This window comes from Mesorhizobium sp. WSM3866 (assembly GCF_002294795.1).
Classification (GTDB): domain Bacteria; phylum Pseudomonadota; class Alphaproteobacteria; order Rhizobiales; family Rhizobiaceae; genus Mesorhizobium.
On the sequence record NZ_NSGC01000002.1, the window covers coordinates 262,278 to 287,864 of the forward strand.

Annotated in this window: 25 protein-coding genes; 15 read left to right on the forward strand and 10 right to left on the reverse strand. The window is 65.3% G+C overall.

Translation table 11 applies throughout. The annotated features are described in order from the left end of the window. Positions 1–7: 7 nt before the first annotated feature. Positions 8–724, forward strand: a complete 717-nt coding sequence (locus tag CK222_RS05465) for a glutamine amidotransferase (protein WP_095799661.1) — start codon at positions 8–10, stop codon at positions 722–724. Positions 725–794: 70 nt separating this feature from the next. Here CK222_RS05465 and CK222_RS05470 read toward each other — a convergent pair whose 3' ends face one another. The 7 genes from CK222_RS05470 to CK222_RS05500 all read right to left on the reverse strand — a co-directional run bounded on the left by CK222_RS05470 (position 795) and on the right by CK222_RS05500 (position 9,626). Then, positions 795–2,033 (reverse strand): MFS transporter, encoded by a 1,239-nt coding sequence (locus CK222_RS05470; RefSeq protein ID WP_066998282.1) that lies wholly within the window; start codon positions 2,031–2,033, stop codon positions 795–797. 156 nt (positions 2,034–2,189) lie between these two features. After that, positions 2,190–3,290 (reverse strand): pyridoxal phosphate-dependent aminotransferase, encoded by a 1,101-nt coding sequence (locus CK222_RS05475; protein ID WP_095799662.1) that lies wholly within the window; start codon positions 3,288–3,290, stop codon positions 2,190–2,192. 110 nt (positions 3,291–3,400) lie between these two features. Beyond that, positions 3,401–3,865 carry a MucR family transcriptional regulator gene (locus tag CK222_RS05480; protein ID WP_095782679.1) on the reverse strand — a complete coding sequence of 155 codons (465 nt, stop codon included), beginning with the start codon at positions 3,863–3,865 and terminating at the stop codon, positions 3,401–3,403. Between the two features lie 190 nt (positions 3,866–4,055). Beyond that, a complete protein-coding gene (locus tag CK222_RS05485) occupies positions 4,056–4,760 on the reverse strand; it encodes an ROK family protein (protein ID WP_095799663.1) in 705 nt (234 codons plus the stop codon). 16 nt (positions 4,761–4,776) lie between these two features. After that, on the reverse strand, positions 4,777–6,153 hold the full coding sequence (gene zwf, locus CK222_RS05490; RefSeq protein ID WP_095799664.1) for a glucose-6-phosphate dehydrogenase: 1,377 nt from the start codon (positions 6,151–6,153) through the stop codon (positions 4,777–4,779). Between the two features lie 16 nt (positions 6,154–6,169). Then, entirely contained in the window at positions 6,170–7,177 is a 1,008-nt protein-coding gene (gene gnd, locus CK222_RS05495) for a phosphogluconate dehydrogenase (NAD(+)-dependent, decarboxylating) (protein ID WP_095779804.1), read from the reverse strand. Between the two features lie 31 nt (positions 7,178–7,208). Beyond that, positions 7,209–9,626: a glucan 1,4-alpha-glucosidase gene (locus CK222_RS05500; RefSeq protein ID WP_095799665.1), complete on the reverse strand. Its 2,418-nt coding sequence runs from the start codon at positions 9,624–9,626 to the stop codon at positions 7,209–7,211. A gap of 223 nt (positions 9,627–9,849) precedes the next feature. Here CK222_RS05500 and CK222_RS05505 point away from each other — a divergent pair, with 223 nt between their 5' ends. Beyond that, a complete protein-coding gene (locus CK222_RS05505) occupies positions 9,850–11,127 on the forward strand; it encodes a GAF domain-containing protein (protein WP_095799666.1) in 1,278 nt (425 codons plus the stop codon). After that, positions 11,127–11,867, forward strand: coding sequence for a response regulator transcription factor (locus CK222_RS05510; protein ID WP_095799667.1), 741 nt, complete (start codon positions 11,127–11,129; stop codon positions 11,865–11,867). The genes CK222_RS05505 and CK222_RS05510 overlap by 1 nt, the downstream gene beginning before the upstream one ends. 22 nt (positions 11,868–11,889) lie before the next feature. Here the strand turns inward: CK222_RS05510 and CK222_RS05515 are convergent, their stop codons facing one another. Then, complete coding sequence (locus CK222_RS05515) at positions 11,890–12,228, reverse strand: putative quinol monooxygenase (protein ID WP_095799668.1); 339 nt, start codon at positions 12,226–12,228, stop codon at positions 11,890–11,892. A gap of 142 nt (positions 12,229–12,370) precedes the next feature. Between CK222_RS05515 and CK222_RS05520 the strand changes: the two genes are divergently transcribed. The 10 genes from CK222_RS05520 to CK222_RS05565 all read left to right on the forward strand — a co-directional run bounded on the left by CK222_RS05520 (position 12,371) and on the right by CK222_RS05565 (position 22,878). Then, positions 12,371–12,565 (forward strand): 4-oxalocrotonate tautomerase family protein, encoded by a 195-nt coding sequence (locus CK222_RS05520; protein ID WP_095799954.1) that lies wholly within the window; start codon positions 12,371–12,373, stop codon positions 12,563–12,565. Beyond that, on the forward strand, positions 12,565–13,455 hold the full coding sequence (locus CK222_RS05525) for an SMP-30/gluconolactonase/LRE family protein (protein ID WP_095799669.1): 891 nt from the start codon (positions 12,565–12,567) through the stop codon (positions 13,453–13,455). The genes CK222_RS05520 and CK222_RS05525 overlap by 1 nt, the downstream gene beginning before the upstream one ends. 95 nt (positions 13,456–13,550) lie before the next feature. Beyond that, a complete protein-coding gene (locus tag CK222_RS05530) occupies positions 13,551–14,567 on the forward strand; it encodes an ABC transporter substrate-binding protein (RefSeq protein WP_066998252.1) in 1,017 nt (338 codons plus the stop codon). 45 nt (positions 14,568–14,612) lie between these two features. Then, positions 14,613–16,076, forward strand: a complete 1,464-nt coding sequence (locus tag CK222_RS05535) for a sugar ABC transporter ATP-binding protein (protein ID WP_095799670.1) — start codon at positions 14,613–14,615, stop codon at positions 16,074–16,076. Position 16,077: 1 nt separating this feature from the next. Next, on the forward strand, positions 16,078–17,052 hold the full coding sequence (locus CK222_RS05540; protein WP_095799671.1) for an ABC transporter permease: 975 nt from the start codon (positions 16,078–16,080) through the stop codon (positions 17,050–17,052). A 3-nt stretch (positions 17,053–17,055) separates the two neighbouring features. Then, a complete protein-coding gene (locus CK222_RS05545) occupies positions 17,056–18,003 on the forward strand; it encodes an ABC transporter permease (protein WP_095799672.1) in 948 nt (315 codons plus the stop codon). Positions 18,004–18,149: 146 nt separating this feature from the next. Beyond that, positions 18,150–19,175: a BMP family protein gene (locus CK222_RS05550; protein WP_095799673.1), complete on the forward strand. Its 1,026-nt coding sequence runs from the start codon at positions 18,150–18,152 to the stop codon at positions 19,173–19,175. A 164-nt stretch (positions 19,176–19,339) separates the two neighbouring features. Then, the gene (locus CK222_RS05555; protein ID WP_095799674.1) at positions 19,340–20,851 is read left to right on the forward strand and encodes an ABC transporter ATP-binding protein; all 1,512 of its coding nucleotides are present in this window, start codon (positions 19,340–19,342) and stop codon (positions 20,849–20,851) included. A 30-nt stretch (positions 20,852–20,881) separates the two neighbouring features. Then, entirely contained in the window at positions 20,882–21,937 is a 1,056-nt protein-coding gene (locus CK222_RS05560; protein WP_095799675.1) for an ABC transporter permease, read from the forward strand. Beyond that, the gene (locus tag CK222_RS05565) at positions 21,934–22,878 is read left to right on the forward strand and encodes an ABC transporter permease (protein ID WP_095799676.1); all 945 of its coding nucleotides are present in this window, start codon (positions 21,934–21,936) and stop codon (positions 22,876–22,878) included. Before CK222_RS05560 ends, CK222_RS05565 begins: the two co-directional genes overlap by 4 nt. A 161-nt stretch (positions 22,879–23,039) precedes the next feature. Here the strand turns inward: CK222_RS05565 and CK222_RS05570 are convergent, their stop codons facing one another. Further along, positions 23,040–23,807 carry an SDR family oxidoreductase gene (locus CK222_RS05570; protein WP_095799677.1) on the reverse strand — a complete coding sequence of 256 codons (768 nt, stop codon included), beginning with the start codon at positions 23,805–23,807 and terminating at the stop codon, positions 23,040–23,042. Between the two features lie 281 nt (positions 23,808–24,088). On the opposite strand from CK222_RS05570, the gene CK222_RS05575 reads away from it, so the two are divergent. Continuing rightward, positions 24,089–24,238: a hypothetical protein gene (locus CK222_RS05575; RefSeq protein ID WP_082953811.1), complete on the forward strand. Its 150-nt coding sequence runs from the start codon at positions 24,089–24,091 to the stop codon at positions 24,236–24,238. Positions 24,239–24,280: 42 nt separating this feature from the next. After that, positions 24,281–24,484 (forward strand): hypothetical protein, encoded by a 204-nt coding sequence (locus CK222_RS05580; RefSeq protein WP_095799678.1) that lies wholly within the window; start codon positions 24,281–24,283, stop codon positions 24,482–24,484. Positions 24,485–24,791: 307 nt separating this feature from the next. Here CK222_RS05580 and CK222_RS05585 read toward each other — a convergent pair whose 3' ends face one another. Then, positions 24,792–25,466, reverse strand: coding sequence for an isochorismatase family cysteine hydrolase (locus CK222_RS05585; protein WP_095799679.1), 675 nt, complete (start codon positions 25,464–25,466; stop codon positions 24,792–24,794). Positions 25,467–25,587: the final 121 nt, after the last annotated feature.

The window sequence follows — 25,587 nt, forward strand, 5'->3', positions numbered from 1 at the left end:
TTCTTCCATGCCACCCAGACCCAGGCCGAGACCAAAAATCCTGATCGTGCTGCATCAGGAGACTTCGAGCCCCGGCCGCGTCGGCCATATGCTTCTGGAAGAAGGTTTCGATCTCGACATTCGCCGGCCGCCGCTTGGCGAAGAGCTTCCCTGCACTTTGGACGGCCACGCCGGGGCGGTGATCTTCGGCGGGCCGATGAGCGCCAACGACCAGGACGAGTTCGTCCGGCGTGAGACCGAGTGGCTCGAAATCCCGCTCAAGGAAAACCGGCCTTTTCTTGGGATCTGCCTCGGCGCGCAAATGCTCGCCAGGCATCTTGGCGGCAGGGTCGAGGGTCATGGCGAAGGACTGGTCGAGATCGGCTGGTATCCGCTGAAGGCGACCGACGCCGGCAAGAAACTGCTGCACTGGCCGGAGATGGTCTACCAATTCCACCGCGAGGGCTTTTCCCTGCCGAAGGACGCGACGCTGCTCGCCACGGCCGAAACCTATCCCAACCAGGCTTTCCGGTATGGCGAGAATGCCTGGGGCATCCAGTTCCATGGCGAGCTAACCAGGGTGATGATGCAGCGCTGGGTGGTGCGCGGCGCGCATCGCTTCGAGCTGCCGGGCGCGCAGCCCGGCCGCGATCATCTCGGCGGCCGGCTGATCTGGGACATGCACCTCAAGCGCTGGCTCGGCGAATTTTTGAGCCTGCTCTTCGGCAAGCCGGCCGTCGGATAGATTTTGCCGCAATTGCAGAGGGAAGCCGCTGCTCTCTTCTAGTCCGGCCGTCAAGTTGCTGCGCCGGCAATTAGTTCCTGCTATTCAAATGCCGCACCTGCCGCAGCGCAGGGAACAACCAAGCCCAGATCCCGGCAACCGCGATGGCGCCGATGCCGCCGATCACCACCGCCGGCACGGTGCCGATCAGCGCCGCCATGGTGCCGGCGCGGAACTCGCCAACCTCATTGGAAGCGCCGACGAAGACCTGGTTGACGGCGTTGACGCGGCCGCGCACCTCGTCGGGCGTCCAGAGCTGGATCAGCGTCTCGCGGATATAGACGCTGAACATGTCGGTGGCTCCGAGCATGGCGAGCGCCACGATCGACAGCCAGGTGATGGTCGAGACGCCGAACAGGACGGTGAAGGCGCCGAACAAGGCGACGAAACCGAGCATGATCTTGCCGGCATGGTCGCGGATCGGATGGCCGGCGAGCCAGACGGCCACGGCGATGGCGCCGATGCCAGGCGCCGAGCGCAGCAGGCCGAGGCCCCAGGGCCCAAGCTCCAGAATGTCGCGGGCATAGACCGGCAGCAGCGCCGAGGCGCCGGAGAGCAGCACCGCGAACAGGTCGAGCGAGATCGCGCCGAGCACGATCTTCTCGCCCCAGATGTAACGAAAGCCGGCAAACAGGGTCTGCATCGTCGGCTTGTCGGTAGCCGTCTGCTGCGCGGGCTTGGGGATGGTGAAGACGAGCAGCGCGGCGACAAGCATCAGGATCGCCGCAGTAGCGTAGGCGATCTCCGCCGAAAGGCCGTAGAGCAGGCCGCCGGCGACCGGGCCGACGATGGTTGCCGTCTGCCAGGCGGACGAATTCCAGGCAATGGCGTTGGCGAAATCCTGTGGCGGCACCAGATTGGCGACCAGCGAGGACGAGGCCGGCCCGTAGAAGGCGCGGGCGATGCCGAACATGGCGAGCACGACGAAGATCGGCAGCGGGCCGCCAAGGCCGCGCAGCGTCAGCAACAACAGAGTGAGCGCACAGCCGGCCTCGACGAACGACGCCAATGTCATGATCAGGCGGCGGCCGAAGCGGTCGGCGACGACGCCGGTGACAAGCACCAAGAGCAGCGACGGCAGGAACTGGACGATGCCGACGATGCCGAGGTCGAAGGGATTGCGCGTCAGGTCGTAGATCTGCCAGCCGACGGCGACGGAGACGATCTGGGTGGCGAAAGTGGTGAGGAAGCGCGCCGTCCAGTAGCTGAGATACGGCCGGTGCCGGAAGGCGGCGTAGCGCTGTTCAGGTGAAGTTGCTTCGGCGGTCATGATTCGAGGGCCCCGTTGTGACATCGACCGGCGGGGCACTTCCACGGTGGGCGCTGTTCCGGCCGGAGACCTTTAGCCCAGTTCGCCTCGACGCGCGCGCAAAAAATCGGCGCGGCATGAAGGATCTTCGGATTGTCGTTCACGGTGGAAAGAGGCTCAGTCTCTCAGCGCGGCGGAAATCGCTTGCAACCCGCCGCGCAATTCCGCCTCCTTCGGCCAGCCGAAGCCGACGCGGAAGAAGCGCTTCGGCATCTCGAACCAGTGGCCGGGGCCGACATAAGTGCCGTGTTCTTCCAGGAGCCGCAAGTAGAACCGGTCGAGGTCGAAACCTGCATCGACATTCAGCCGCGGGAAGCCGACCACACCGCCTTGCGGACGCACCCAGTCGACCAGCGGCTCGCCGTCGATCCAAGCCTGGACGATATCGCGGCGCTTGGCCATCTCCGGCAACAACGATGCAAGGAAGGCATCGCGCCGCTCGATCATGAAGCGTGCAATCGCCTCGTCGATGACACTGCCGCAGATGCCGATCTGCTCCTTGGCGGCGAGGAACGTCTCTTGCAGAGCGTGGTCCTTGCTGACCAGCCAGCCGATGCGGATGCCCGGAATGCCGAATGCTTTCGAAAGGGAACAGACGCTGATCGCGCTTGGACTGAGCGATGCCGCGGAGGGCAGGCGCTCGCCATAGGACAGATCGCGATAGGTTTCGTCGACCAGAAGCCGGCAGCGGCGGCTTTCGGCAAGCGCGACCAACGCGTCGAGATCGGCGCCGGTCATCATCGTGCCGGTCGGGTTGTGCGGGCAGGTGACGCTGATCAGCCTGGTGTTCGGCCGCACCGCCGCCGCGACCCGCGCGACATCCACGGCGAAGCCCTCGTCGAAGTCGAGATCGACATAGCTGATCGCGCAGCCGATCGCCTTGGGCGTCTCGATATTGGTGGCATAGTTCGGCCGCACGACGACGAGATGGTCATCGGCCGAAAGCAGCGAGGTGGCAATGATGAACAGCGCGCCGGCAGCGCCGGCGGTAACCAGCACGTCGTCCGGGGAGAGCCCTTTGTCCTGCCCGGCGATCAGCGCGCGCAATTCCTTGTCGCCGCGATGCTCGCCGTAGAACAAGGTGAGGTCGGGCAGCGAGAGGCCGATATCGGCAAGCTTCTGGTCGGCGATCGAGCTTTCGGAGAGATTGAAGCGGATCCGGTCGTAGCCGTATTCCTCCGGCGCTTCTTTCTCGATCACCATCCTCGCATAGTTCATGGCTCACCCGAACAGCCTTCGCTTGTCTTATCCAAGCCAAAAGCAGGAAGCCTGCCAAGGCGGATTTCTTGACAGGCTTCTTCAAACCGTTGGCACAGGGCCAAGATCGACTAGGCGGGGGCCTTTACCTTCCTGGCCTTTGCCGGCTTCTCCGGCTCGGCTTCGGCCTTGCGGCCGAGGCCGATCGACTTGGCGAGCTCGGAGCGCGATGCCGCGTAGTTAGGCGCGACCATCGGGTAGTCTGCCGGCAGGCCCCATTTGGTCCGGTAGGCTTCCGGGCTCAGCCCGAAATGCACGCCGATATGACGCTTCAGCGATTTGAACTTCTTGCCGTCCTCGAGGCAGATGATGTAGTCCGGCGTCACCGAGCGCCGGGGATTGACGGCAGGAACGGGCGGCGGTGCCGGCGGAGTCGGCGGCTGGTTCAGCGCGCCGATCGAGGAGGCGACATTGGCGATGAGTTCGCCCAGGCCCGAAGCAGGCAGCCGGTTCTTGGCGACATAGGCCGACACGATGTGGGCGGTGAGCTCGAGCAGGTCGACATCTTCCTTGGCTGTATTGGTTTCCTCGTCCACGTCAGTCCTCCTCTATGCCGCACGGCCGCAAATCGGGATGAAAAATCAGCGCGCTGCCGCGCTCTTGGCGCGCCGAGGCGGGCGCATGTGCGGCAGGCCGGCGGATTCCTAGTCGGCAAATCTGCGCGGCGCAACGACAGGTCGTGCGACTACACGTTATTTTGAACGACTATACTGAAAAGTAAAAATATCAGACGATCAGCGCCTTATCGCGCCACAGTCGAAACCCGCCTTCGAAGGCACGTGTGTTGTCGCCGCGCCTGGATTTTGCAGGCAATTCATCGAGCTTGTCGACATTGCCGCCGCCGATGACCACATAGTCCGGCTGCAAGGCGGCGCGAAGCCTGTTTACGACATCGAAAACGTATCTGCGCCATTTTTTCTTGCCGTGCTTTTCCAGGCCGCGCTCGCCGACATAGTCCTCGAAGCTGCCGCCCTTCTTGTAAGGAAGATGAGCAAGCTCCATCGGCTGCCCGACATTGTCGAGGATCATGGCGGCGCCCAGGCCGGTGCCGAGGCCGAGGAACAGCATACGGCCGCCGTCATAGCTGCCGATCGCCTGCAGGAGCGCGTCGTTGACGACTTTGACCGGCTTGCCGAAGGCGGCGGCGAAATCATAGCCGTTCCAGCCCTTGCCGAGATTGAAGGGGTCGAGCGAAGGCTTGTTGTCCCTGACCGGGCCAGGGTAGCCCATCGAAATGACGTCGTAATCCAGGCCCTCGGCCAGCTTCTTCACCGAAGCCACCATCTGCTCAGGTGTCAGGCCCGGCCCGGAATCGGTGCGGCGCATCTCGCCGCCGGCGCTGGTGAGAATTTTCACACGCGATCCGCCGACGTCGATGGTGAGGACGACCTGCCCGTCCTTCGTCGAAGCCCGTTTTGCTGCTTTCGCCATCCGGTCCCCCGAGAAGCTATTTCGTCGGATTGATCCAGCCATTGGGCGGGCCGAAGCCGTTCATGGCGTCGGCCGGCCCCCAGGTCTTCGGCGCGTAAATCGGAGGCGGCGTGGTGTCGCCAAGCACCGGTCCGACGATCCGCCACGCAAGCTCGGCCGCGTCCTGGCGCGTGAAGAGCTGGCCGTTGCCGTTCATCGCGTCGCCGATCAGCCGCTCATAGGGCGGCATATCGCCCTTGGTGTCGTCGAGCGCGGTCAGTTCCACCTGCTCGCCGATCATGTCGTCGCCGGCTACCTTGCGCTGGGCGCCGATCGAGATCGCCACCTGCGGATCGATACGGAAACGGACATAGTTGGCGTCGCCCGGCTTGATCGGATCGAAGACGTCGAGCGGCGGGCGCTTCAGCCGCACGATCACTTCGGTCGCATGCACTGGCATGTTCTTGCCGGCGCGGATGAAGAAGGGCACGTCCTGCCAGCGCCAGGTGTCGACGAAGAAGCGTACGGCGGCGAAGGTCTCGACCGGCGAGTTCGGCCGCACGCCCGGTTCGGCCAGATAGCCGTCGAACTGGCCGCGCACGACATCGTCCTTGGTCAAGGTGCGGATGGCGCGCAGCACCTGCACCTTCTCGTCGATCAAATCGTCGGCAGAGCGGCCGACCGGCGGCTCCATGGCGAGCAACAGCAGGATGTTGAGCAGATGGTTCTCGATGACGTCGCGGATGCAGCCGACGTCGTCATAGAATTTGCCGCGGCCTTCGATGCCGAAATCCTCGGCCATGGTTATCTGCACGCTCTCGACGAAGTTGCGGTTCCAGATCGGCTCGAGGAAAGCGTTGGCGAAACGGAAATAGAGCAGGTTCTGGATCGCTTCCTTGCCGAGATAGTGGTCGATGCGGAAGATGGACTGTTCGTCGAACACCAGGTGCAACACGCGGTTCAGCCAGCGGGCCGACTGCAAATCGTGGCCGAAAGGCTTTTCGACCATCAATCTGGCGCCCCGCGCGGTGCCGGATTGTTCGAGCCCCTGGACGACGGTTTCGAACATGGTGGGCGGCACTGCCATGTAATGCAGCGGCCGCTGCGCCGAGCCGAGCGCCGTCTTCAATCTCTCGAATGTCGCCGGGTCGCGATAGTCGCCGCTGACATAGCGCAGCAGCGAGGCGAGCTTGGCGAACACCGTGTCGTCGACGGCGCCCAGCGCATTGACGATGCCGTCGCGGGCACGGTCCACCAGCTTGCCAAGATCCCAAGGATCGAAAGCGACGCCGATCACCGGCTCGCTCAGCGTTCCTTTGGCGACCATGTGATAGAGCGCCGGAAATATCTTCTTGTGCGCAAGATCGCCGGTTGCCCCGAAAAGCACCAGCGTGTCGGACCTCTCCTGGCTCATCCCGTCACTCCCGCTCTCACGCCTTCGGCTTTTCGACATGGCCGCCGAAAGCGTAGCGCATGGCGGACAAGAGCTTGTCGGCGAAGGCGGATTCGCCTTGCGAGGAGAAGCGGTCGAACAGCGCCGAGGAGAGCACCGGCGCCGGAACGCCGGTGTCGATCGCGGCCTTCAAGGTCCAGCGGCCTTCGCCGGAATCGGAGACGCGGCCGCCGAACTGGGCGAGCGACGGATCGTTCTTCAGCGCGCCGGCGGTGAGATCGAGCAGCCAGGAGCCGATGACGCTGCCGTGGCGCCAGACCTCGGCCACGGCGGGCAGGTCGATGTCGAACTGATAGTATTGCGGGCTTTCGAGCGGGCTGGTTTCGGCGTCCGCCGTGCGGGCGCGCTTGCCGGCATTGGCCGATTTCAGGATGTTGATGCCCTCGGCGTAAGCGGCCATGACGCCGTATTCGATGCCGTTATGAACCATCTTGACGAAATGGCCGGCGCCGCTCGGCCCGCAATGCAGATAACCGTAAGGCGCGGTTCCGGCGTCCTTCGGCGGATTGGAGCCCGGGTCGGCGCCCGGCGCCAGCGTGGCGAAGACCGAATCCAGGTGTTTCACGGCGTCGTCGGGGCCGCCGATCATCAGGCAGTAGCCGCGCTCCAGCCCCCAGACGCCGCCGCTGGTGCCGACATCGACGAAATTTATGCCCTTGGTCGCCAGCTTCGCCGCCTGGTCGACGGCATCGTGATAATAGGAATTGCCGCCGTCGATGATGATATCGCCCGGCTCCATCAGCGCCGCAACCTGGTCGACGATCCTGCCGGTGATCGCCGCCGGCAGCATCAGCCAGGCGCATCGCGGCTTGGCGAGCTTGGCGACGAACTCCTCCAGCGAGGCGGCGCCGATGGCGCCGTCCTTGACCATGCCGGCGACACTTGCCGAATTGATGTCGTAGACGACGCATTCGTGGCCGTCGCGCATCAGGCGGCGCACCATGTTGGCGCCCATCCTGCCCAGTCCCATCATTCCGATCTGCATGGTGTTATCCCAATAGCTTGAGGAAAGAACCTTACTGGCTATCCGAAGGATCGATGCCGACGGTGAAGTCGACATTCTCCCAACGGCTCGCTTCGGGCCAGAAAAATGTGAAGACGACCGTCGATCCCGGCTGCAGGTCGGCGACATCCAGGTCAACCAGGTGGACGCCGAAGGCGTTCTCCACCGTGTTGTCGTCGCGCACCGTCAGCCACTTGTCGCTACTCCAGTGAACCACGCCGCGCGCCGCAAGTTCCACGCGCAGGAGCTTGCCGGCGGGAAGCGAGCGGATCTTGTTGGTGAAGCGCCATGTCCTGAACGGCGACACGGTTTTGCGCTCGATGTAGCGCTCGACGCCCTGCGGCGGCATGTCGAAGACCTTGCCGTCGCGCAGCGAGCGCAGCAGCTTGATATGCTCGGCATGCGCCCAGACCAGCGGCATGGCGCTGCCCGATGGCGCGCCGAGCCGTAATTCGCGCTCCGGCAGGTCGGGTCTGTCCCACACCTGCTCCGGCAGCAGGCCGCCTGCACCGGCAGAGCGCTCGAAGGTTTCGAGCAGCTCGGCCGCTTTGCCGGGTCGCCCCGCGGCCAGCTCGTAATGCGCGCGCTCGCCGGCGAGCAGCGGCCAGGGCCGGCCCCGGCCGGTGCCGTCGAAGGGCGAGCCGTCCTCATGCTCGCCATAGCCGTCACCGGAATAGCGGTACCAGAGCGGGCCTTGCGGCAACTCGCAGCGCAGAAGCGCGTCGATGGCTTTGACGGTGTTGACGATCCGCATATCGCCGGCGGCTCTCAGCCCGAAGCGGACCAGCGCCAGCGCGTCGGGACTTATGATGGCCTCGGCCGGCCGATGGCTATCGCCGGGCGGGCGGTTCTTGATCGGCACGAAACCGTGCTTCGGCGAAGCGGCGCCAGCACCGTCGGGCGGTGCGATGCGGACATAGTAGCCGTCGACGCCCTCCCTGGCGCAGAGTTCGGTGCCGGTGACATAGGTCCAGCGCTCGATCTGGTCGTTCCAGCAATCGGCCGTCTCGCGCAGATAGTTTGCCGGTTCATTTTCGCCGCAAGCATCCAGCATGTCAGCCGCCGCAAGCAGCGCCGCGATCTCGACGGCCAGCGTGAACGGGCTGTAGCCGGCGTCCTCTTCCCAGCGGTCCTCGCCGGTGACCGGGCCGTTGCGCACCACATAGGAAGCCGCGCTTTCGATCATGGCTAGGAAATCGTCGAGCTTCCCGCGCGGCAGATGACCGGCGCGGCGGAGCGCGTCGGCAAGCAGCAGCGGAAAGGCGCATTCGTCCATCTGGATGCCAAGCCAGTAGGGCGTGCCGCTCGCCCAGCAGTTCTGCGGCCAGTGACCGTCCGGCTGTTGGATCGAGCGGAGATAGGTGAGGATATCGAGCGCCTGCCTGGCGTCGCCGGCTGCAAGGAAGCCGCCCGCCGTTTCGACCAGGTCGCGCGGCCAGACCAGATGGTAGCCGCCGAGATCGTCGTCGCCCTTGCTGAAGCCCCAGGGGATCGAAAGACTGGCGACTGCGGCTCCAGGTCTGGCGATCGACAGATGCGAGGCAAGCAGCGCGGTACTGACGCGGTAGGTGTTCAGGCCGGAGGCGGCTTGCCTGTCGAGCTTCTCCAGGCCGGACTGGAAATTCCGCCAGCTGGCGGCATAGGTTTCGGCGGCCGCATCGAAACCGTCCTTCAGGCTGGCCAGCGCGGCCTCCGCCGCCTCTTCCGGCGAGGCGCCGAAGCCGAGCGCCAGCAATGCGGTGCCCTTGCCTGTCGAGAAGCCGATCTCGCCGGTCAGCGCCACATTGCCATCCTCCGCGCGCTCAGCGGCAGGATCGAGCGCGCCGCCATTCCGCAGCTGCTGCCAGCCGTCCGAGAAACCGACATAGCCGGCCGAGCAGGCGCCCCAGGGCAGCGAGGCGGCAAGCGCGAGCGAGACGCCGCGGCCTGACGCAAAGAGGATACGCTGCCCCTTGTGCTCGCCGAGCCAGGCGGTGTTGCCCATGCCGCAATTGACGAGATGCGGCGCGAGCAGCGCGTAAACCTGGTAGTCCGAGGCTGAGCCTTTGAGCGCCGCGAATGTGATTTCCTGCAGCAGAACGGGCCGTTTCGAATCCGTAACAATGCGCTTTTCAATCCGATAGGAGCCATTGACCGCCGTGTTGACCAGGCGATAGCCGGGGACGCCGGCTTCGAATGGCTCGACAAGGTGGGCGGCATCGCGTTTCTCTTCCGAGAAATAGCCATCGGGACCGGTTATGATCAGCCCCAGGTCGCGCGTGCAGCCGCTGTCGAGGCGGGGATAATAGACCTCGTTCAATATGCCGTGACTGATGGTGAACCAAAGCGGGCTGTTCGCTGAAAGCCCGGTGCCGACGCCGCTCTTGGCGCTTGACGTCCAGCGCGCGGGAATTCCCGGGGCGCCCTGAGCAACGGTCGGCGTCACTGCCATCAATTGGCCTCCTGCGGCCGTTCCTAGACCAGGAGCCGGCGGCTTTTCAATCGCCGCACCCGAAGTTGATCGGGCTCGGGTCGCTTGACCCATCGTTGACAGCGGCGCCGTCAAGCGCTCACTATTTCTCGGGCAGGGAGGAACTGCGGAAAACAGGATCGAGGCCGCGCGGCGCGGCTTGGCTGTCGTTCCACGGCATTCATCAGGGGGACAGGGAGGAGACATGTCGGAGGTATCTCCCCAGCTGATCGATCGGCTGCTCGCGATCTCGCGGGCGCTCGCCGGCCATATCGATCCGGGCTCAGCGTTCCGGGCGACAGCGATCGAAATCGGCACGCTCATCCCGCACGACCATATCGATCTGGCGGTGTTGTCGCTCGATGGGCGCATGCATGCCTGCTACGAGGCCGGCTTCCATACCAGCTGGAGCGATCTGGCGCAGCATCCGGTCGAGGGCAGCCCGATCCGGCGCGTGCTGTGGGGCGACACGCCTTATCTTCTGACCGACAACGCGCTTCTCGACGACCGATTCCACTTCGAGGGAGCGTTCGACGGACCGATCTTCGCCGCCAAGCTGCGCAGCCGCATCATCGTGCCGCTGCGGGCACGCGGCAGCGTGATCGGCGCGCTCAACATCAGCCGGCACAAGGCCGGCTGCTACTCGCAAGAGGACGTCGAGGTCGCTCAGCAATGCGCCGACCTCATCGGGCCCTATATGTTCGCGCTGATCCAGACAGAGGAAGCGCGCCGCGCCATGCTCGCCGAAAGCGAGGCGCGCAACCGGGCGGAACTGCTGAGAGTCGGCGCCTCGCAACTGACCGAGGGCATGGAGCGCGAGCGGCGCCGCATGGCCATGGACCTGCACGACCAGACGCTCGCCGACCTGGCCCGCATAGCACGACAGGTTTCAGCTTTCCGCAGCCGGGGCGTGGCGCGGACGGCCCAGCTTGCCGATCTCGAGCAGGAGGTGGCGGGCTGCCTCGCGGAGCTGCGCCACATCGTCGACGACATGCGGCCGAGCGTCCTGGAACTGTTCGGGCTGCGCGACGCGGTCGAGGCACATCTCAACCGCAGCGTTGCCAGGGCCAAGCCGCCGATCGCGGTGCGCATCGCCGACACCAGCGACGGCAGCGCCGACGGCCTGTCGGAAACGCTTCGCACCGCGCTCTATCGCATCGTGCAGGAAGCCATCAACAATGCGGTCCGTCATGCCGCGCCAAGCCGCATCGAGGTGCAGCTGGCGTCGACGGCAACCACATTCAACGTGACCGTCACCGACGACGGGCATGGCTGCGGCGCGATCGATCCCGCCGCTCAAGGCGGCATCGGCCACATGCACACGCGAGCGGCCCTTGTCGGGGCGCGGCTGCGTTTCGAGCCGGCCGACCGCAAGGGCGGCACCAGGGTCGTGATCGAGATCGATCGCGAGTCCGCCGAGGCCGAGGCGGCGGCGTGCGGCACCGCGATAACCCAAGCTCAGCCGGTGGCGGAGGCAGTCTGATGCTGGTCATGATCGCCGAAAATGACGGGCTGCACCGCACCTTCGCGCGGCGGACCGTCGAGCAATTGTGGCCCGGCGATGTCGAGGTGATCGAAGCCGGCGACGGCGAGGACGCCATCAATCTTGCGGCGGAACGGCAGCCGCCGCATGTCGTGCTCGACCTGCAACTGCCCAAGGCGACCGGAATCGAGGTGGCGCGCGCCATCTGGAGCCAGCGCGCCGGCACGCATATCCTGTTCTGGTCCAACTTCGCCGACGAGGCCTATGTGCGCGGCGTGGCGCGCATCGTGCCGCCGGGGTCGGTCTATGGCTATGTGCTGAAATCGGCGACGGAAGAAGGCATGCGCTCGGCGCTGCGGGGCGTGTTCCGCGAGGGGCATTGCATCATCGACCGCGAGATCCGCGGCATCCAGCACCGCGTCCAGGACCGGTTCGAGGGCATCACCGACGGCGAATATGAAAGCCTGATCGACATCGCGCTCGGCCTCACCGACCGAGCGATCGCGGCGCGGCGCGGCCTGTCGATCCGCGGCGCGCAGAGCCGCATCAAGCATGTCTATGAGAAGCTCGGAATAGTGCCGCCGGAGGAAGGCGTTGGCGAGGCGTCGGTGTTCAATTCGCGCACCCGCGCGATCTATCTGGCCATGGCGCGCGGCCTGATCAACATCGATGCGCTGCGGCGCGAGCAGGAGCAGCTCGACGCCTGGCTCGCGCAGGCAACGCCGTTGCAGGAGCAGTAAGCCCCGCGATGGGTCAACAGGCTCAGCTTGAATGCTGATTGCTCTTGGCCCTCAGAACGATCGGCTCGGTCTCGATCAATCGAAGCGACCTGACCATATCAGCCGTCCGCGGCTTGTATTTGAGAAAGTGCGGCGCGGTCAGGTGGGCGTGGTAGGCGGAATGATCGACGTAGCATTCGATGACGCGCACCGTTTCGGGCGAACCTTTTATCGAGACCGCGTGCAGGAACAACACGCCGGGCTCGTTCTGCACCGAGGCCTCGATCTCTTCGGCGAGCAAGGCCCTGAAGCTGTCGAGCTGGAAGGCATCGATCTCCAGCTCCGCAATCCGTACGATCGGCCTGCCGCATCTCTCCGCCATCAATGGTTCTCCTGTCTGCAGCCGCGGATGCCGGCGCCGACTGTGCAAAACCACAGTCGGTGCTGCGCTTAGACCGCTATCGCCCGGTCCGCGTCCCGACTAGCTTTTGTCCTACAAAAACAAAAATCACGGGGAAGCGCTCATGCCGTTCGTCAGCATACGGATACTCGAGGGTCATTCGCAAAAGGGCAAGAACGAGATCTCTCGCCGGGTCACCGAGGCGATCAGCGAGGTCGCCGGATTGCCCATGGACGCGATCTGGGTGGTGATCGAGGACGTGCCGGGCAGCGACTGGTTCGTCGCCGGCAAGCCGGTGCGGGAACCCAAGAGCCCGTGATGTCGATCCCGGCGCGCGCCCGTCAGTCCGGCTTTGATGACGTCGTCGGCAATGCGGCGATGGAGCGGCTCGCCACCGGCTACGGCTTCATCGAAGGTCCGGTGTGGCATCCCTATGAGAAATGGCTGGTCTTTTCCGATATTCCGCAAAGCCGCATGTACCGGCGCAGCGCTTCCGGCGAAATCGCGGCGTTCCGCGACCCGAGCCACATGGCCAACGGCAACACGCTCGACCGGCAGGGGCGGCTGGTGACCTGCGAGCACGCCAGCAGCCGCGTTACCCGCGCCGAGCCGGGCGGCACCACGACCGTTCTCGCCAGCCATTACCAGGGCAAGCAGCTCAACAGCCCGAACGACATTGTCGTTGCTACTGGAGGCTCGATCTATTTCACCGATCCGACCTACGGCCGAGCGGAATTTTACGGCGTGCCGAGGCCGCAGGAACTGTCCTACCAGGGTGTCTACCGGATCGACGGCGACGGCGCCGGGCTGACGTTGCTTGCCGACGATTTCGCGCAGCCCAACGGGCTCTGCTTCTCGCTCGATGAATCGCGGCTCTTCGTCAACGATACCACGCGTGGCCACATCCGTGTGTTCGGCGTCGAATCCAATGGTGACCTCAATGGCGGCGCCGTATGGGCTGTGACCGAGGGCGATGCGCCAGGCGCGCCGGATGGGATGAAGATCGACAGCCGCGGCAACCTCTATTGCACCGGCCCGGGCGGCATCCATGTCTTTGACGCGTCGGGCGATCTCCTCGGCGTCATCGCGACGCCGGAAGATTGTGCCAATTTCACCTTCGGCGACGAGGACCTGCGGAGCCTCTACATCGCCGCGTCGACGTCGCTCTACCGGCTGAGGGTACGGGTGCCGGGATTGAGGCTGTTTTGAGCGGGACCGTTCGCGCTCAGATCGGATGGGAGTGAAGCCGGCCCGCAGGGGCCGGTGGGAAGTGCAGCAGTCAACACATCTGGGAGGATAATGACATGAAGAAACTACTGGTCTTGAGCGCCTTTGCAGCCATGCTCGCCTCGGGCACCGCGCTTGCCGACACGAGCGGCAAGAAGATCGCCTTCTCCAACAATTATGCCGGCAATTCGTGGCGCCAGGCGATGCTCGACAGCTACGCCATCGTCACCAAGAAAGCGGTCGAGGACAAGGTGGTGGCGGCGGCGGATGTCTTCACCACCGCCGACAAGGAAGTGCCGACGCAAGCCGCGCAGGTGCAGAACCTGATCCTGCAGGGCTATGACGCCATCGTCATCAACGCCGCCTCGCCGGATGCGCTGAACGGCGCCATCAAGCAGGCCTGCGACGCCGGCATCGTCGTCGTTTCCTTCGACGGCATCGTGACCGAGCCTTGCGCCTACCGCGTCGTCGTCGACTTCAAGGACATGGGTAGGCAGGAAGTCGAGCAGATGGCCAAGTTCCAGCCGAAGGGCGGCAATTTGCTGGAAATCCGCGGGCTGGCAGGCACCTCGATCGACGATGCCATCCATGCCGGTATCCTCGAAGGCGTCGCCGCCCATCCCGAGTTCAAGATCGTCGGCTCCGTGACCGGCGACTGGGACCAGACCACGGCGCAGAAGGCGGTGGCGACCATCCTGCCGTCGCTGCCGGAGATCGTCGGCGTCGTCGACCAGGGCGGCGACGGCTACGGCGCCGCGCAAGCGTTCGCCGCCGCCGGCAAGCCGCGTCCGACCATCATCATGGGCAACCGTCAGGACGAGCTGAAGTGGTGGAAGGAGCAGAAGGACAAGGACGGCTACCAGACCTGGTCGGCCTCGATCGCGCCCGGCGTGTCGACGCTCGCCTTCTGGGTGGCGCAGCAGGTGCTCGACGGCCGCAAGGACGTGCCGCACGATCTGCTGGTGCCGTATCTCGCCTTCACCCAGGACAATTTCGAGGCCGCGCTGCCGAAGATCAAGGAAGGCGGCGTCGCTACCCACGAATACACCCAGGAAGACGCGATCGCGGCCATCAAGGCCAACATCAAGCAATAGCGGCGCGACGTTGCCAGCCGCATCGCCGACCGGATATCGTTGAGGATGCTCCAGGCTATTGCAGACATCGTCAGGCTGGACGGCGCCGAAAAGCACTTCGGCGCCGTCCGCGCGCTCAACGGCGTCGACTTCCATGTCGGCGCCGGCGAATGCGTCGGGCTGGTCGGGCACAACGGCGCCGGCAAGTCGACGCTGATGCATATGGTTGCGGGCACGCTGCGGCCCGATGGCGGGCAGATCGCGGTGCGCGGCAATCAGGAAGCGAGCTATTCCGTGGCGCGCGCGCTCGAGCTCGGCATACGCTGCGTGTTCCAGGAGCTGTCGCTCTGCCCAAACCTCAGCGTCGCCGAGAACACGCGCATCAACCATCCCTCGCTCAGCGGGCTCGGCTGGCGGCGCAAGGCCGCCGATCTCATCCAGGCCAAACTCGACGAGATCTTTCCCGACCACGGCATCGCGGCGGACGACATTGCCGGCGATCTGTCGATCGGACGCCGCCAGATGGTCGAGGTGGCGCGCGCCTTCACGCTGACCCGCGAGCCGCTGCATCTGGTCATCCTCGACGAGCCGACCTCGTCGCTCGATGCGCACACGGCCGGCCAGCTGCTTTCATTCGTGCGCCGCTTCGTCGCCGCGGGCGGCAGCTGCATCCTGATCTCCCATGTGCTGGGCGAGGTGCTGCAGAATGCCGACCGCATCGTGGTGATGCGCGACGGCAAGGTGGTCGCCGCCGACGCCGCAAGCGCGTTCGACCGGGACAAGCTGGTCGCCGCGATGGGCGGCGCCGGGGAACATCAGAAGGCCGCCGCCGAGACCCGCAAGGTCGCGGTTGGGGCTCTCAGGGTGCGGGCGCGCCCGGCGCGGCAGCAGGATGGCAAGGAGCTTGTCGCCCGGGCGGGCGAGATCATCGGCCTTGCCGGACTCGCGGGGCATGGCCAGACGGACCTGCTGCTCGCGATCTTCTCGGCCGCCTCGCGCGCCAGGGCCGGCATCGAAGTGACGGCGCCGGTGGCGCTGGTCGCCGGCGACCGCCAGGCGGACGGCATCTTCGCCCAATGGTCGATCGCCCAGAACGTCGGCATCCGCTCGCTTCAGCGCCTGCGCGACGGCCTGCTGATCTCGCCGCAGCGCGAGGCGGAGCTGGCCGAATTCTGGAAGAAGAAGATCGGCATCCGCACGCCGGACATGAACAACAACATCTATTCGCTGTCGGGCGGCAATCAGCAGAAGGCGCTGTTTGCGCGCGCGCTCGGCTCCGATGCCGAGATCGTGCTGATGGACGATCCGATGCGCGGCGTCGACATCGGCACCAAGCTCGAAGTCTACGACCTCGTGCGCGAGGAGGCCGGAAAGGGCCGCACCTTCCTCTGGTACACGACCGAAACCGAAGAGCTCGACAATTGCGACCATGTCTATGTCTTCAAGAACGGCCGCATCGTCGCCAATCTTGGGCGCGACGAACTGACGGAGGAGAAGATCATCCAGTCCTCGTTCGGCGACACGGCCTGAGATGACGGCGATCGCTCCCGGCACGCTCCCCAAATCCTCCCGCGGCAGCGCGGCCCGCGCACGCATGCTGCGCAGCCTGCTGCCGGCGCTGTCGCTGGCGCTGGTGTTGATGGCCATCGCCTGGCTCAACCCGCGCGCCATCAGCTATTTCGGCTTCAACCTGATGCTGAACCTGGCGATCCCGATCGCGCTGGCGACGATCGCGCAGATGTTCGTCATCGCCGGCAATGAGCTCGATCTGTCGATCGGCACTTTCGTCGGCTTTGTCGGCTGCGTCACCGCCACCTGGCTCAGGGATGCGCCGCTCATCGGTGTCGCTGTGCTGCTCGGTTCAATCGGCGTCTACGCGCTGCTCGGCGCGCTGATCCATCTGCGCAACCTGCCCTCGATCGTGGTGACGCTCGGCATGAGCTTCGTCTGGCAGGGGCTGGCCATCCTCATCCTGCCGAAGCCGGGCGGCAAGGCTCCGGACTGGCTGCTGGCGATCATGTCTTTCAAGCCGCCCTATATCCCGTTCCCTATACTGGCGGCATTGCTCATCGCGGCGATCGTGCATTTTGGCCTGATGCGCACTTCATATGGCGTCATCCTGCGCGGTTCCGGCGGCAATGCCGCGGCGCTCAGGCGCGCCGGCTGGTCGCTGCTCAAGACAAAGATCGTGCTCTTCGCGTTGACCGGCCTGTTCGGCGTGCTTTCCGGCATGGCGCTGATCGGCATCACCACTTCGGCCGACGCCAATATCGGCAACGGTTACACGCTGCTTTCGATTGCCGGCGTCATCCTTGGCGGCGGCGAGTTCGTCGGCGGCCGGGTGTCGCCGATCGGCGCGGTCATCGGCGCGCTGACGCTGGCTTTGGCCGCCTCGCCGCTCTTGACCTTCATGCACATCCCGCCCGATTGGCAAGTGGCCGCCAATGGCGCGATCCTAATCATCGTGCTGGCGGCCCGGGTGCTGATCAGCCGCAGGGAGAGGTGAACGATGACCTCGGTCCGGATGCTGCTTGAAAAACCCTGGCTCTGGTCCTTCGTCGGCGCCGTTCTCGTGTGGGTGGCAACCGTCGCCTTCACCGGCGGCTATGGCGCCGGCGGCATGGTCACGGCGGCACTTTCGCTTGCCGTCTTCACCGTCATCGTCGGCGTCGGCCAGATGTTCGTCATCACGCTCGGCCCCGGCAATGTCGACCTGTCGCTGCCCGCCAATATCGGACTGGCGAGCGCGGTGGCGATGAAGGTTATGGGCGGCAGCGATTCGATAATCGTCGTCGGGCTGTTGGCGGCGCTCGCCTGCGGCGCGGCGATCGGCGCCATCAACTATCTGCTGATCTGGGCGCTCAGGATTCCGCCGATCATCGCGACGCTGTCGGCGAGCTTCATCATCCAGTCGGTCGACATCAGCTACGGGCGCGGCCTGCAGATCAAGCCGCCGCCGGGCTTTGCCGATTTTACCAACTGGCAGGTGCTGGGGATCCCGGTGCTGGCGATGCTGACGGTGGTCTTCACCGTCGCCGCGGCGCTGGCGCTGCAGCGCATGATCTATGGCCGCTCGGTGCTGGCGATCGGGCAGAACATCCGTGCCGCCTGGCTCGCCGGCGTCAATGTCGGCCGCATCCGCTTCCTCACCTACACGCTGTGCGGCGCGCTGGGCGGCATCGACGGCGCGCTGCTTGCCGGCTATTTCCGCGGCGCCAATGTCGATATCGGCAATGAATATCTGCTCGCCTCCATCGCGGTCGTCGTCATCGGCGGCACCTCGGTCGCCGGCGGCAAGGCCAACGTGCCCGGCGTCTGGGGCGCCGGCCTGTTCCTGGTGCTTTTGCTCACCATGCTCAACACCTTCGGCGTCAGCGCCGGCGTGCGGCTGGTGCTGACCGGGCTGATCATCGTCGGGGTGATCACGGCGGCGGGTGGCGAGAAGGCTGTGCGGTGACAAGTCGCGAGGAGGGGGTCGCTCTGCGGGGTCTCTCCAGCCAAATTTGACCATGTGGACAAAGGTCGGGCGTCGTTCCATAGTCCTCCCGTCTGACATGTTTTGAACGGCCGGCTCGACACGGTCGTCGAGCAGAGGGGATTTCAATGGAAAACGATCATCGCAAAAGGCAACGCGCCGGCCTGTCGCGGCGCAATGTGCTGGAACTCGGCGCCCTCGGGCTGACCGCGGCGGCGCTGCCCGGCGTGGCCTTCGCCAAGGACAAGAAGCTGAAGGTGGCGGCGATCTTCGCGACGCCGATCGAGGAGCCCTGGGACAACCAGATCCATGTCGCCCTGCAGAAGGCCGAGAAGGAGCTGGGCATCGAATACAAATGGTCGGAGAAGGTGCAGACCGCCGACTTCAGCCGTGTGATGCGCGAATATGCGCAAGGCGGCTACCAGTTGGTGCTGGGCGACGCCTTCGCCGCCGAGCGCGAATCGCGGCGCACGGCAAAACAGTTCCCGAAGACGGCCTGGCTGTTCGGCTCCGGCGCCGGGCCTGCGGAACCCAATTTCGGCGTCTTCGACAACTGGATCCACGAGCCGGCCTATCTCTCCGGGCTGATCGCCGGCAAGATGTCGAAGTCGGGCACGATCGGCGCTGTCGCGGCAATGGGCATTCCGGAAGTGAACCGGCTGGTCAACGCCTTCTTCGCCGGCGCCAAGGAGGTCAATCCAAACATCAAGCGGAAGGTCGCCTTCATCGGCTCCTTCTTCGATCCGCCGAAGGCCAAGGAGGCCGCGATCGCGCAGATCGATGCCGGCGTCGACGTCATCTATGCCGAGCGTTTCGGCGTCATCGAAGCGGCGGTCGAAAAGAAGATCTACGCCATCTCCAACATGTCCGATCAGTCGAGCCTCGGACCCGACACGGTGATCACCGGCCCGGTATGGAATATGTATCCGACGGTCGAGCAGGCGATCAAGCTGGTCAAGGCGGGCGTCTTCACCGCGCAGGACTATGGCGACTTCTCGCGCATGGCCAAGGGCGGCTCCGATCTCGCCCCCTATCACAAGTTCGAGAAGACGCTGCCGGCCGAGGTCAAGGACCTGGTCGCCAAGAAGAGAGCCGAGATCCTGGAAGGCAATTTCCGCGTCGACGTCGACGAGAACACGCCGGTGTCGGATTGACCAGTACCCTCCCCCTTGCGGGGAGGGGTGCCGAGCGAAGCGAGGCGGGAGGGGTCGTCTCAACCGCTCGACCTTGACGACTGAAGATGGAGCGCGTCGCGGGCGACCCCACCCGGCCCTGCAGGCCACCCTCCCCTCGAGGGGGAGGGATATTAGGAGCATCCTTGCCCGTCCCACTGATCGAAATGCGCGGCATCACCAAGAGCTTCGGCGCCGTCAAGGCGAACGAGGGCGTAGATCTCAGCGTCGCCCCCGGCGAGATCCTTGGCCTGCTCGGCGAGAACGGCGCCGGCAAGACGACGCTCATGAACGTGCTGTTCGGCGCTTATGCGCCGGATGCGGGCGAGATCCTGGTCGAGGGCAGGCCGGTCGCCATCCACAATTCGGCCGATGCACTCGCGGCCGGCATCGGCATGGTGCATCAGCATTTTCATCTGGCGCCGCGGCTGACGGTGCTGGAAAACCTCTTGATCGGCATTGCCGGCAAGTCCGGCCGCATCGACCGCACGGGCGGGCTGGCGCGGCTGAAGGAGATCGGCCGCCAACATGGCTTACATCTCGATCCCGGCCTGCCGGTCTCGGCGCTCTCGATCGGCGAGCAGCAGCGGCTGGAAATCATCAAGGCGCTGTTTCGCGGCGCCAGGCTCCTGATCCTCGACGAGCCGACGGCGGTGCTGGCGCCCAGCGAGGTCGATGGCCTCTTCGCCGCGCTGCGCTCGATGGCGGCGCAAGGGCTCGGCATCATCTTCATCTCGCACAAGCTCAACGAAGTCAGGGCGCTCACGCATCGTTGCGTCGTGCTTCGGCATGGCAAGGTCGCCGGCCGCGTCGATCATCCGGCAGGAACCACCTCGGCCGAGATGGCCAAGCTGATGTGCGGCCACGAAATCATGCCGCCGATCAAGGAGGTTTCGACGCCGGGCGCGCCCGTGCTGACGCTCGACGGCATCTCCACCTCAAGCCATGGCGGCACGCCGCTACGCGAGGTCTCGCTCTTCGTCCGCGCCGGTGAGATCCTCGGCGTTGCCGGCGTCTCCGGCAATGGCCAGCGGGCGCTGGCTGATGTGATCTCCGGCATGCTGTCGCCGAGTGCCGGTTCGATGACGATAGCCGGCAAAGCAGTTGCGCAATTTTCGCCGCGCGAGCTGCAGGCGCTCGGCCTCGGCCGCATTCCGGAGGACCGGATGACGACCGGACTGGTCACCAACCTGCCTTTAGCCGACTCCATGGTGCTGCCGCGCATCGGCACCGAGGCTTTCAGCCGCAAGGGGCTGCTCGATCCGGCGGCGATCCGCGCCTTCGCGGAGGCGCAGATCAAGGCCTATGACATACGCTGTCCCGGCCCCATGACGCGCGCCGGCGCGCTTTCCGGCGGCAATCTGCAGAAGGCGCTTTTGGCGCGCGAGCTCGCCTTCGACCCGAAGGTGCTGATCGTTTCGCAGCCGACGCGCGGCCTCGACATCGGCGCTGCACGGTTCATTCACGAAAAATTCCTGGCCATGCGGGCGAAGGGTTGCGGGATCATCGTGATTGGCGAGGATCTCGAGGAATTGCTGATGCTCTGCGACCGCATCACGGTGATGTATGAGGGTCGCATCGCCGGCACGCTTTCCGGCCCGGAGGCCACCGTCGCGAGGCTTGGGCTGCTGATGACCGGCGCGGAGGGGAGGGCGTAGAGCTATGGAATTGCCTCGGGAGCACGCCTGATGTTCCGTCTCGAAGTCCGCAGCTCGACGCCGGCCTGGTTCAATCTCGCACTGCCGCTACTCGCCATCGCCGTCGCGCTGGTTTTGTGCAGCGGTCTCATCGCCGTCGCCGGCGCCGGTGTCATCGAGGCCTATGGCGTGATGCTCTCGGCCTCGCTCGGCGACAGCTACGCCATCACCGAGACGCTGGTGCGCGCCGCGCCGATGATCTTCACCGGCCTTGCGGTGGCGATCGCCTTCCGCGCCAAATTCTGGAACATCGGCGCCGAGGGCCAGCTGCTCGCCGGCGCGGTTGCGAGTTGTGCCGTAGGCGCCATCCCGATGCCGGGACCGCTCGCCATCCTGCTGATGGCGCTGGCCGGCGCGGCGGCCGGCGCCCTCGTCGCGCTGGTGCCGGCGACGTTGCGCGTCAAATTCAAGGTCGACGACGTGGTCAGCTCGCTGCTGCTCAACTCGGTCATCTATTACGCGCTGATGGCGCTGATCGAGGGGCCGTGGAAGGACACCTTTTCCGGCTATCCGATCTCGCCGCCAATCGAGGATTCCGCCAATTTCCCGGTGCTGATCGAAGGCACAAGGCTGCATATCGGCGTCGTCGTGGCGCTGATCGCAGCGCCCGTCTGCTGGTTCCTGATCGCGCGCACCACGCTCGGCTTCCGCATCCGCGTCACCGGCGAGAATGCGGAGGCGGCCCGCTATGGCGGCATCAATACCCAGCGCGTGCTGCTCTCCACCGCGCTGCTTTCCGGCGCGCTGGCCGGACTGGCCGGCGTCGGCGAGGTTGGTGGCGTCCACTTCCAGGTGATGAGCGACATCTCGCCGGGCTACGGCTATTCCGGCATCGTCGTCGCCATGCTCGCCCGGCTCAATCCGCTCGGCGTCGTGCCGGCCGCGATCTTCCTTGCCGCGGTCATGACCGGCGCCGAGGCGATGTCGCGCGCGACCGGCGTGCCGGCCTTCCTCAGTGAGGTCATCCAAGGTACAGCGCTGCTTGCGATGCTGGTGGCGCTGCTCTTCACCGCCTATCGCATCCGCCGCGTGGGGGCGTCCGCATGAGCGCGGTGTTAGAGCAGATTTTTCAGGTCGGCTTTCTCGCCGCCATCATCCGTATCGCCACACCGCTCGCCTTCGCCACGCTAGGCGAGATGTTTTCCGAGCGGGCGGGCGTGCTCAATCTCGGCATTGAAGGCATCATGCTGTTGGCGGCCATGGCCGGCTTCACCGCCGCGAGCCTGAGCGGCAGCCTGTGGCTGGGCATGCTGGTGGCCGTGCTTGTCGGGGCGGCGGTGGGCGCGGTGCATGGGCTGTTCACGGTGGTCTTGGGCCTCAGCCAGCATGTCTGCGGCATCGGAGTGACGCTGTTCTGCTCTGGGCTCGCCTATTTCCTCTACCGGCTGATCTTCGGCCAGCAATCGGTGCCGCCCAGCATCAAGGGCTTTCAGCCGGCGCCGATCCCCCTGCTGTCGGACATTCCGATCCTGGGGCCGGCGGTGTTCAACCAGTTCACGCTGGTTTATCTCGCGATCATCGCCGTTCCGTTTGCCGCCTTCGTGCTCTACCGCACGCCCTGGGGGCTGTCGGTGCGCATGGTCGGCGAGAACCCGCGCGCGGCGGATTCCGCCGGCGTCAGCGTGATCGCCACGCGCTTCCAGGCCGTGATCCTCGGCGGCGCGCTGATGGGTCTTGCCGGCGCCTTTCTCACCATGGCGCAGTTCAACGCCTTCACCTTCGGCGTGGTGTCGGGGCGCGGCTGGGTGGCGATCGCGCTGGTGGTGTTCGGCCGCTGGGACCCGTGGCGTTCGGCGGGCGCGGCATTGCTCTTTGCCTTCGTCGACGCGCTGCAGCTCAGGATGCAGGCCAGCGGCCTCGGGCACATCCCTTACGAAGCCTTCCTGATGCTGCCCTTCATCTTCACCATCGTCGCCATGGCCTTCATTTCGCGCAACGCGGTCGCGCCTTCGGCGCTGCTGAAGCCGTTTCGACGCGAGGAACGGTAGGTAGATTCTTTCCTCGACGGTTGCAAGGTGGTTCCCCCAACGGATCAAGGTGCAAGAACCTTCCTGCACCGCCAAGGGTCGACCCCCCACTCCGTCGAGCTGCGCTCGACACCTCTCCCCCGATCGACGGGGTAGAGGAAGGGCGCCCAGCTTGGGACGCCTCAGATCGCCGTGAAGGCGTTGTCGACGAACAGATGCGCGCCGTTGACGAAGCTCGATTCGTCGCTCGCCAGGAACAGCGCCGCCTTGGCCACTTCCTCCGGCTCGCCGATGCGGCCCTGTTGCGCGGCCATGGCGGCATCGGAAACATCGACGCCGAGCTTCCCGAGGTCGGCGACCTCGCGCATTCCGTGCGGCGTGCGGATGAAGCCGGGACAGATGGCATTGCAGCGGATGTTGCGATCGCGGAACTCCACCGCGATGGCACGCGCGAACATGTGGCAGGCGCCTTTAGTGGTGTCATAGAGCACTTCGTTCGGCGTCGCTGCCACCGCCGAGATCGACGAGGTGCAGACGATCGAGCCGCCGCCGGCGGCGATCATGCCCGGCAGCACCGCGCGCGTCATCAGGAACATCGAGCGCACATTGACGGCGTGCAGCCAGTCCCATTCCTGCAGGGTCGTCTCCAAGAAGGGTTTAATCACGATGGTGCCGGCGTGGTTGAACAGCACGGTCACCGGCCCGAATTTTTCCGCGGCCGCCTTCGCCGCCGCCTCGACCTGCGCCTCGTCGGAAACGTCGGCTACGAAATGTTCCGCGACATGGCCGCGCGCGCGGATCGCCACGGCGGTCTTGCCGGCGGCCCCGCCATTGCGGTCGATGATCGCAACCTTGGCGCCTTCGGCGGCAAACAGCTCGGAAGCCGCTCCACCCATGCCCGTCGCGCCGCCCGAGATTATGGCGACCTTGCCCGCCAGCCTTCCACCCATGTTTTTCTCCCTGAGTCCTGTGAGACTATTTTGATGCTATCCCCTCGCGTACCGAATAGCCAAGCGCTTGAACGAGGCCGTTTGCCGCCGAAAAGCCGGAGCTACAGGCATTTTGTCGGATCCTCCGGTGGCGCATCCCCGCACGTTTTTCGATCTCGGCTGAGAATAAACGCCCCTCAAGTTGCCGTTTCCGAGGACGTCCTTCCAAAAACCGGCGAAAAATAGCACTCGACAAAGTCTACTATCTTTATAGATTAATGGCCCGAGACGGAGGTTCGACCATGACCTACATGCAGAATGCTCAGCGCAAGGGCCAGAGGCTGACCGCCGACCAGAGCTGGAGGCCCGCCTATGGCGGAACCTTCGCCTATCTCGTTTTCGCGCTGGCATTCGTGTTCACCGGCGCGGTGGTGCTTGGGATCATCCCCTGACAGAGCCGGGGGCCCTACGGCCCCGCCGTCCAAAAATCTGAGGTGGAGCGCTTCGCGCTTCCCGTCCGCATTCGCCCCGAAGGCTGGTCCGGCGCCTCCGACCACAAGGCGGTCGAGGTCGCGGGGCCGCCGGCGCGGCTTGCGCTCTCGCTGTTGCCCTATGCCGCGCTAGGCATCGAGGAATTCATGATCGGCGGTATCGACCGTCCCAGCGAGATCGCGCGGATCGCGAGACGGTCACGCTGATCGCGAATTCGCTGGCTCGGTGCGACGCCGACACCCTGGCGCCAGGAACGTTCGCGTCGCGCTCGTTCACCGGGGCACACCTTCGGTGAAATCGCGGAGCGAGGTGAGATCGGCCGCTGCGGCTGCCGGTTTCATCAAGACGGGACATAGTGAAGACATTGATCAAGGTCACTGCGGTCGACATGGCTTGGCTCCGTCTGTCTTGGCGGCGGCGGCTAACCGTGAAGACGAAAGCGATGCCGGGAACGGAACGGTGCACGCAAAAAGATTTGTGACCGGCGGATTCTGCGATCCCGAAATCCCGATATCAATCCCGTTCTTCTGCGATCCGCGACAGCGCGGCGATGACCGCCTCCGAGCTCGCCAGCGCGCCGAAGACGCCGTCCTCGACCGTCACCATATGCAGCGCGGCTTCGTGCGCCCGGCCGTCGCCGCTGGCGCAGGCGTCCGCAATCGTCAGGCATTGGAAATTGCGGTCGCAGGCCTCGCGCAGCGTCGTGTGAACGCAGACATCGGTCGTGCAGCCGGTGAACATCAGATGGGTGATGCCGCGCGCCCTCAGCACCAGTTCCAGATCCGTATAGGTGAAGGCGCCGTTACAGGTCTTGTCGACAATGATGTCCTCGGGCCTGACTTCTATGTCGGCGACGATCTGGAAGCCTGGGCTGGAGCGCAGCAGGATATCGGTGCCGTCCAGTCCCGCCCGCTTGCGGCGCCATTTTTCGTAAGCCGTCATATCGGCCATGTCGGCGCGGTAGCCTTGCCTCGTATGGACGATTGCGAGGCCGGCGGCGCGCGCGGCCGCAATGAGCCGATTCACCGTCGGCAGAATGGCCCGCAGCGGCGAAGGGTCATAGCCTTTCCTGGCGAAATAGCCTGTCGGCGACAGGAAATCCGCCTGCAGGTCGATCACGAGCAGGGCGGTGTCTTGCGGCACCAGCCTTCCGTCATAGGGGAAGTCGAACGGGGTCGCCTTGATCATCGCCTGCTGCCTCGGTTGTGGCTGACATGGTGGCCCAGCGACGGCGTCGCAGTCCAGACCTCACGGCGTCCCCGGCTACCGGCGCGCGACCCGGATATTTGATGGTGATGGACATCTTAAT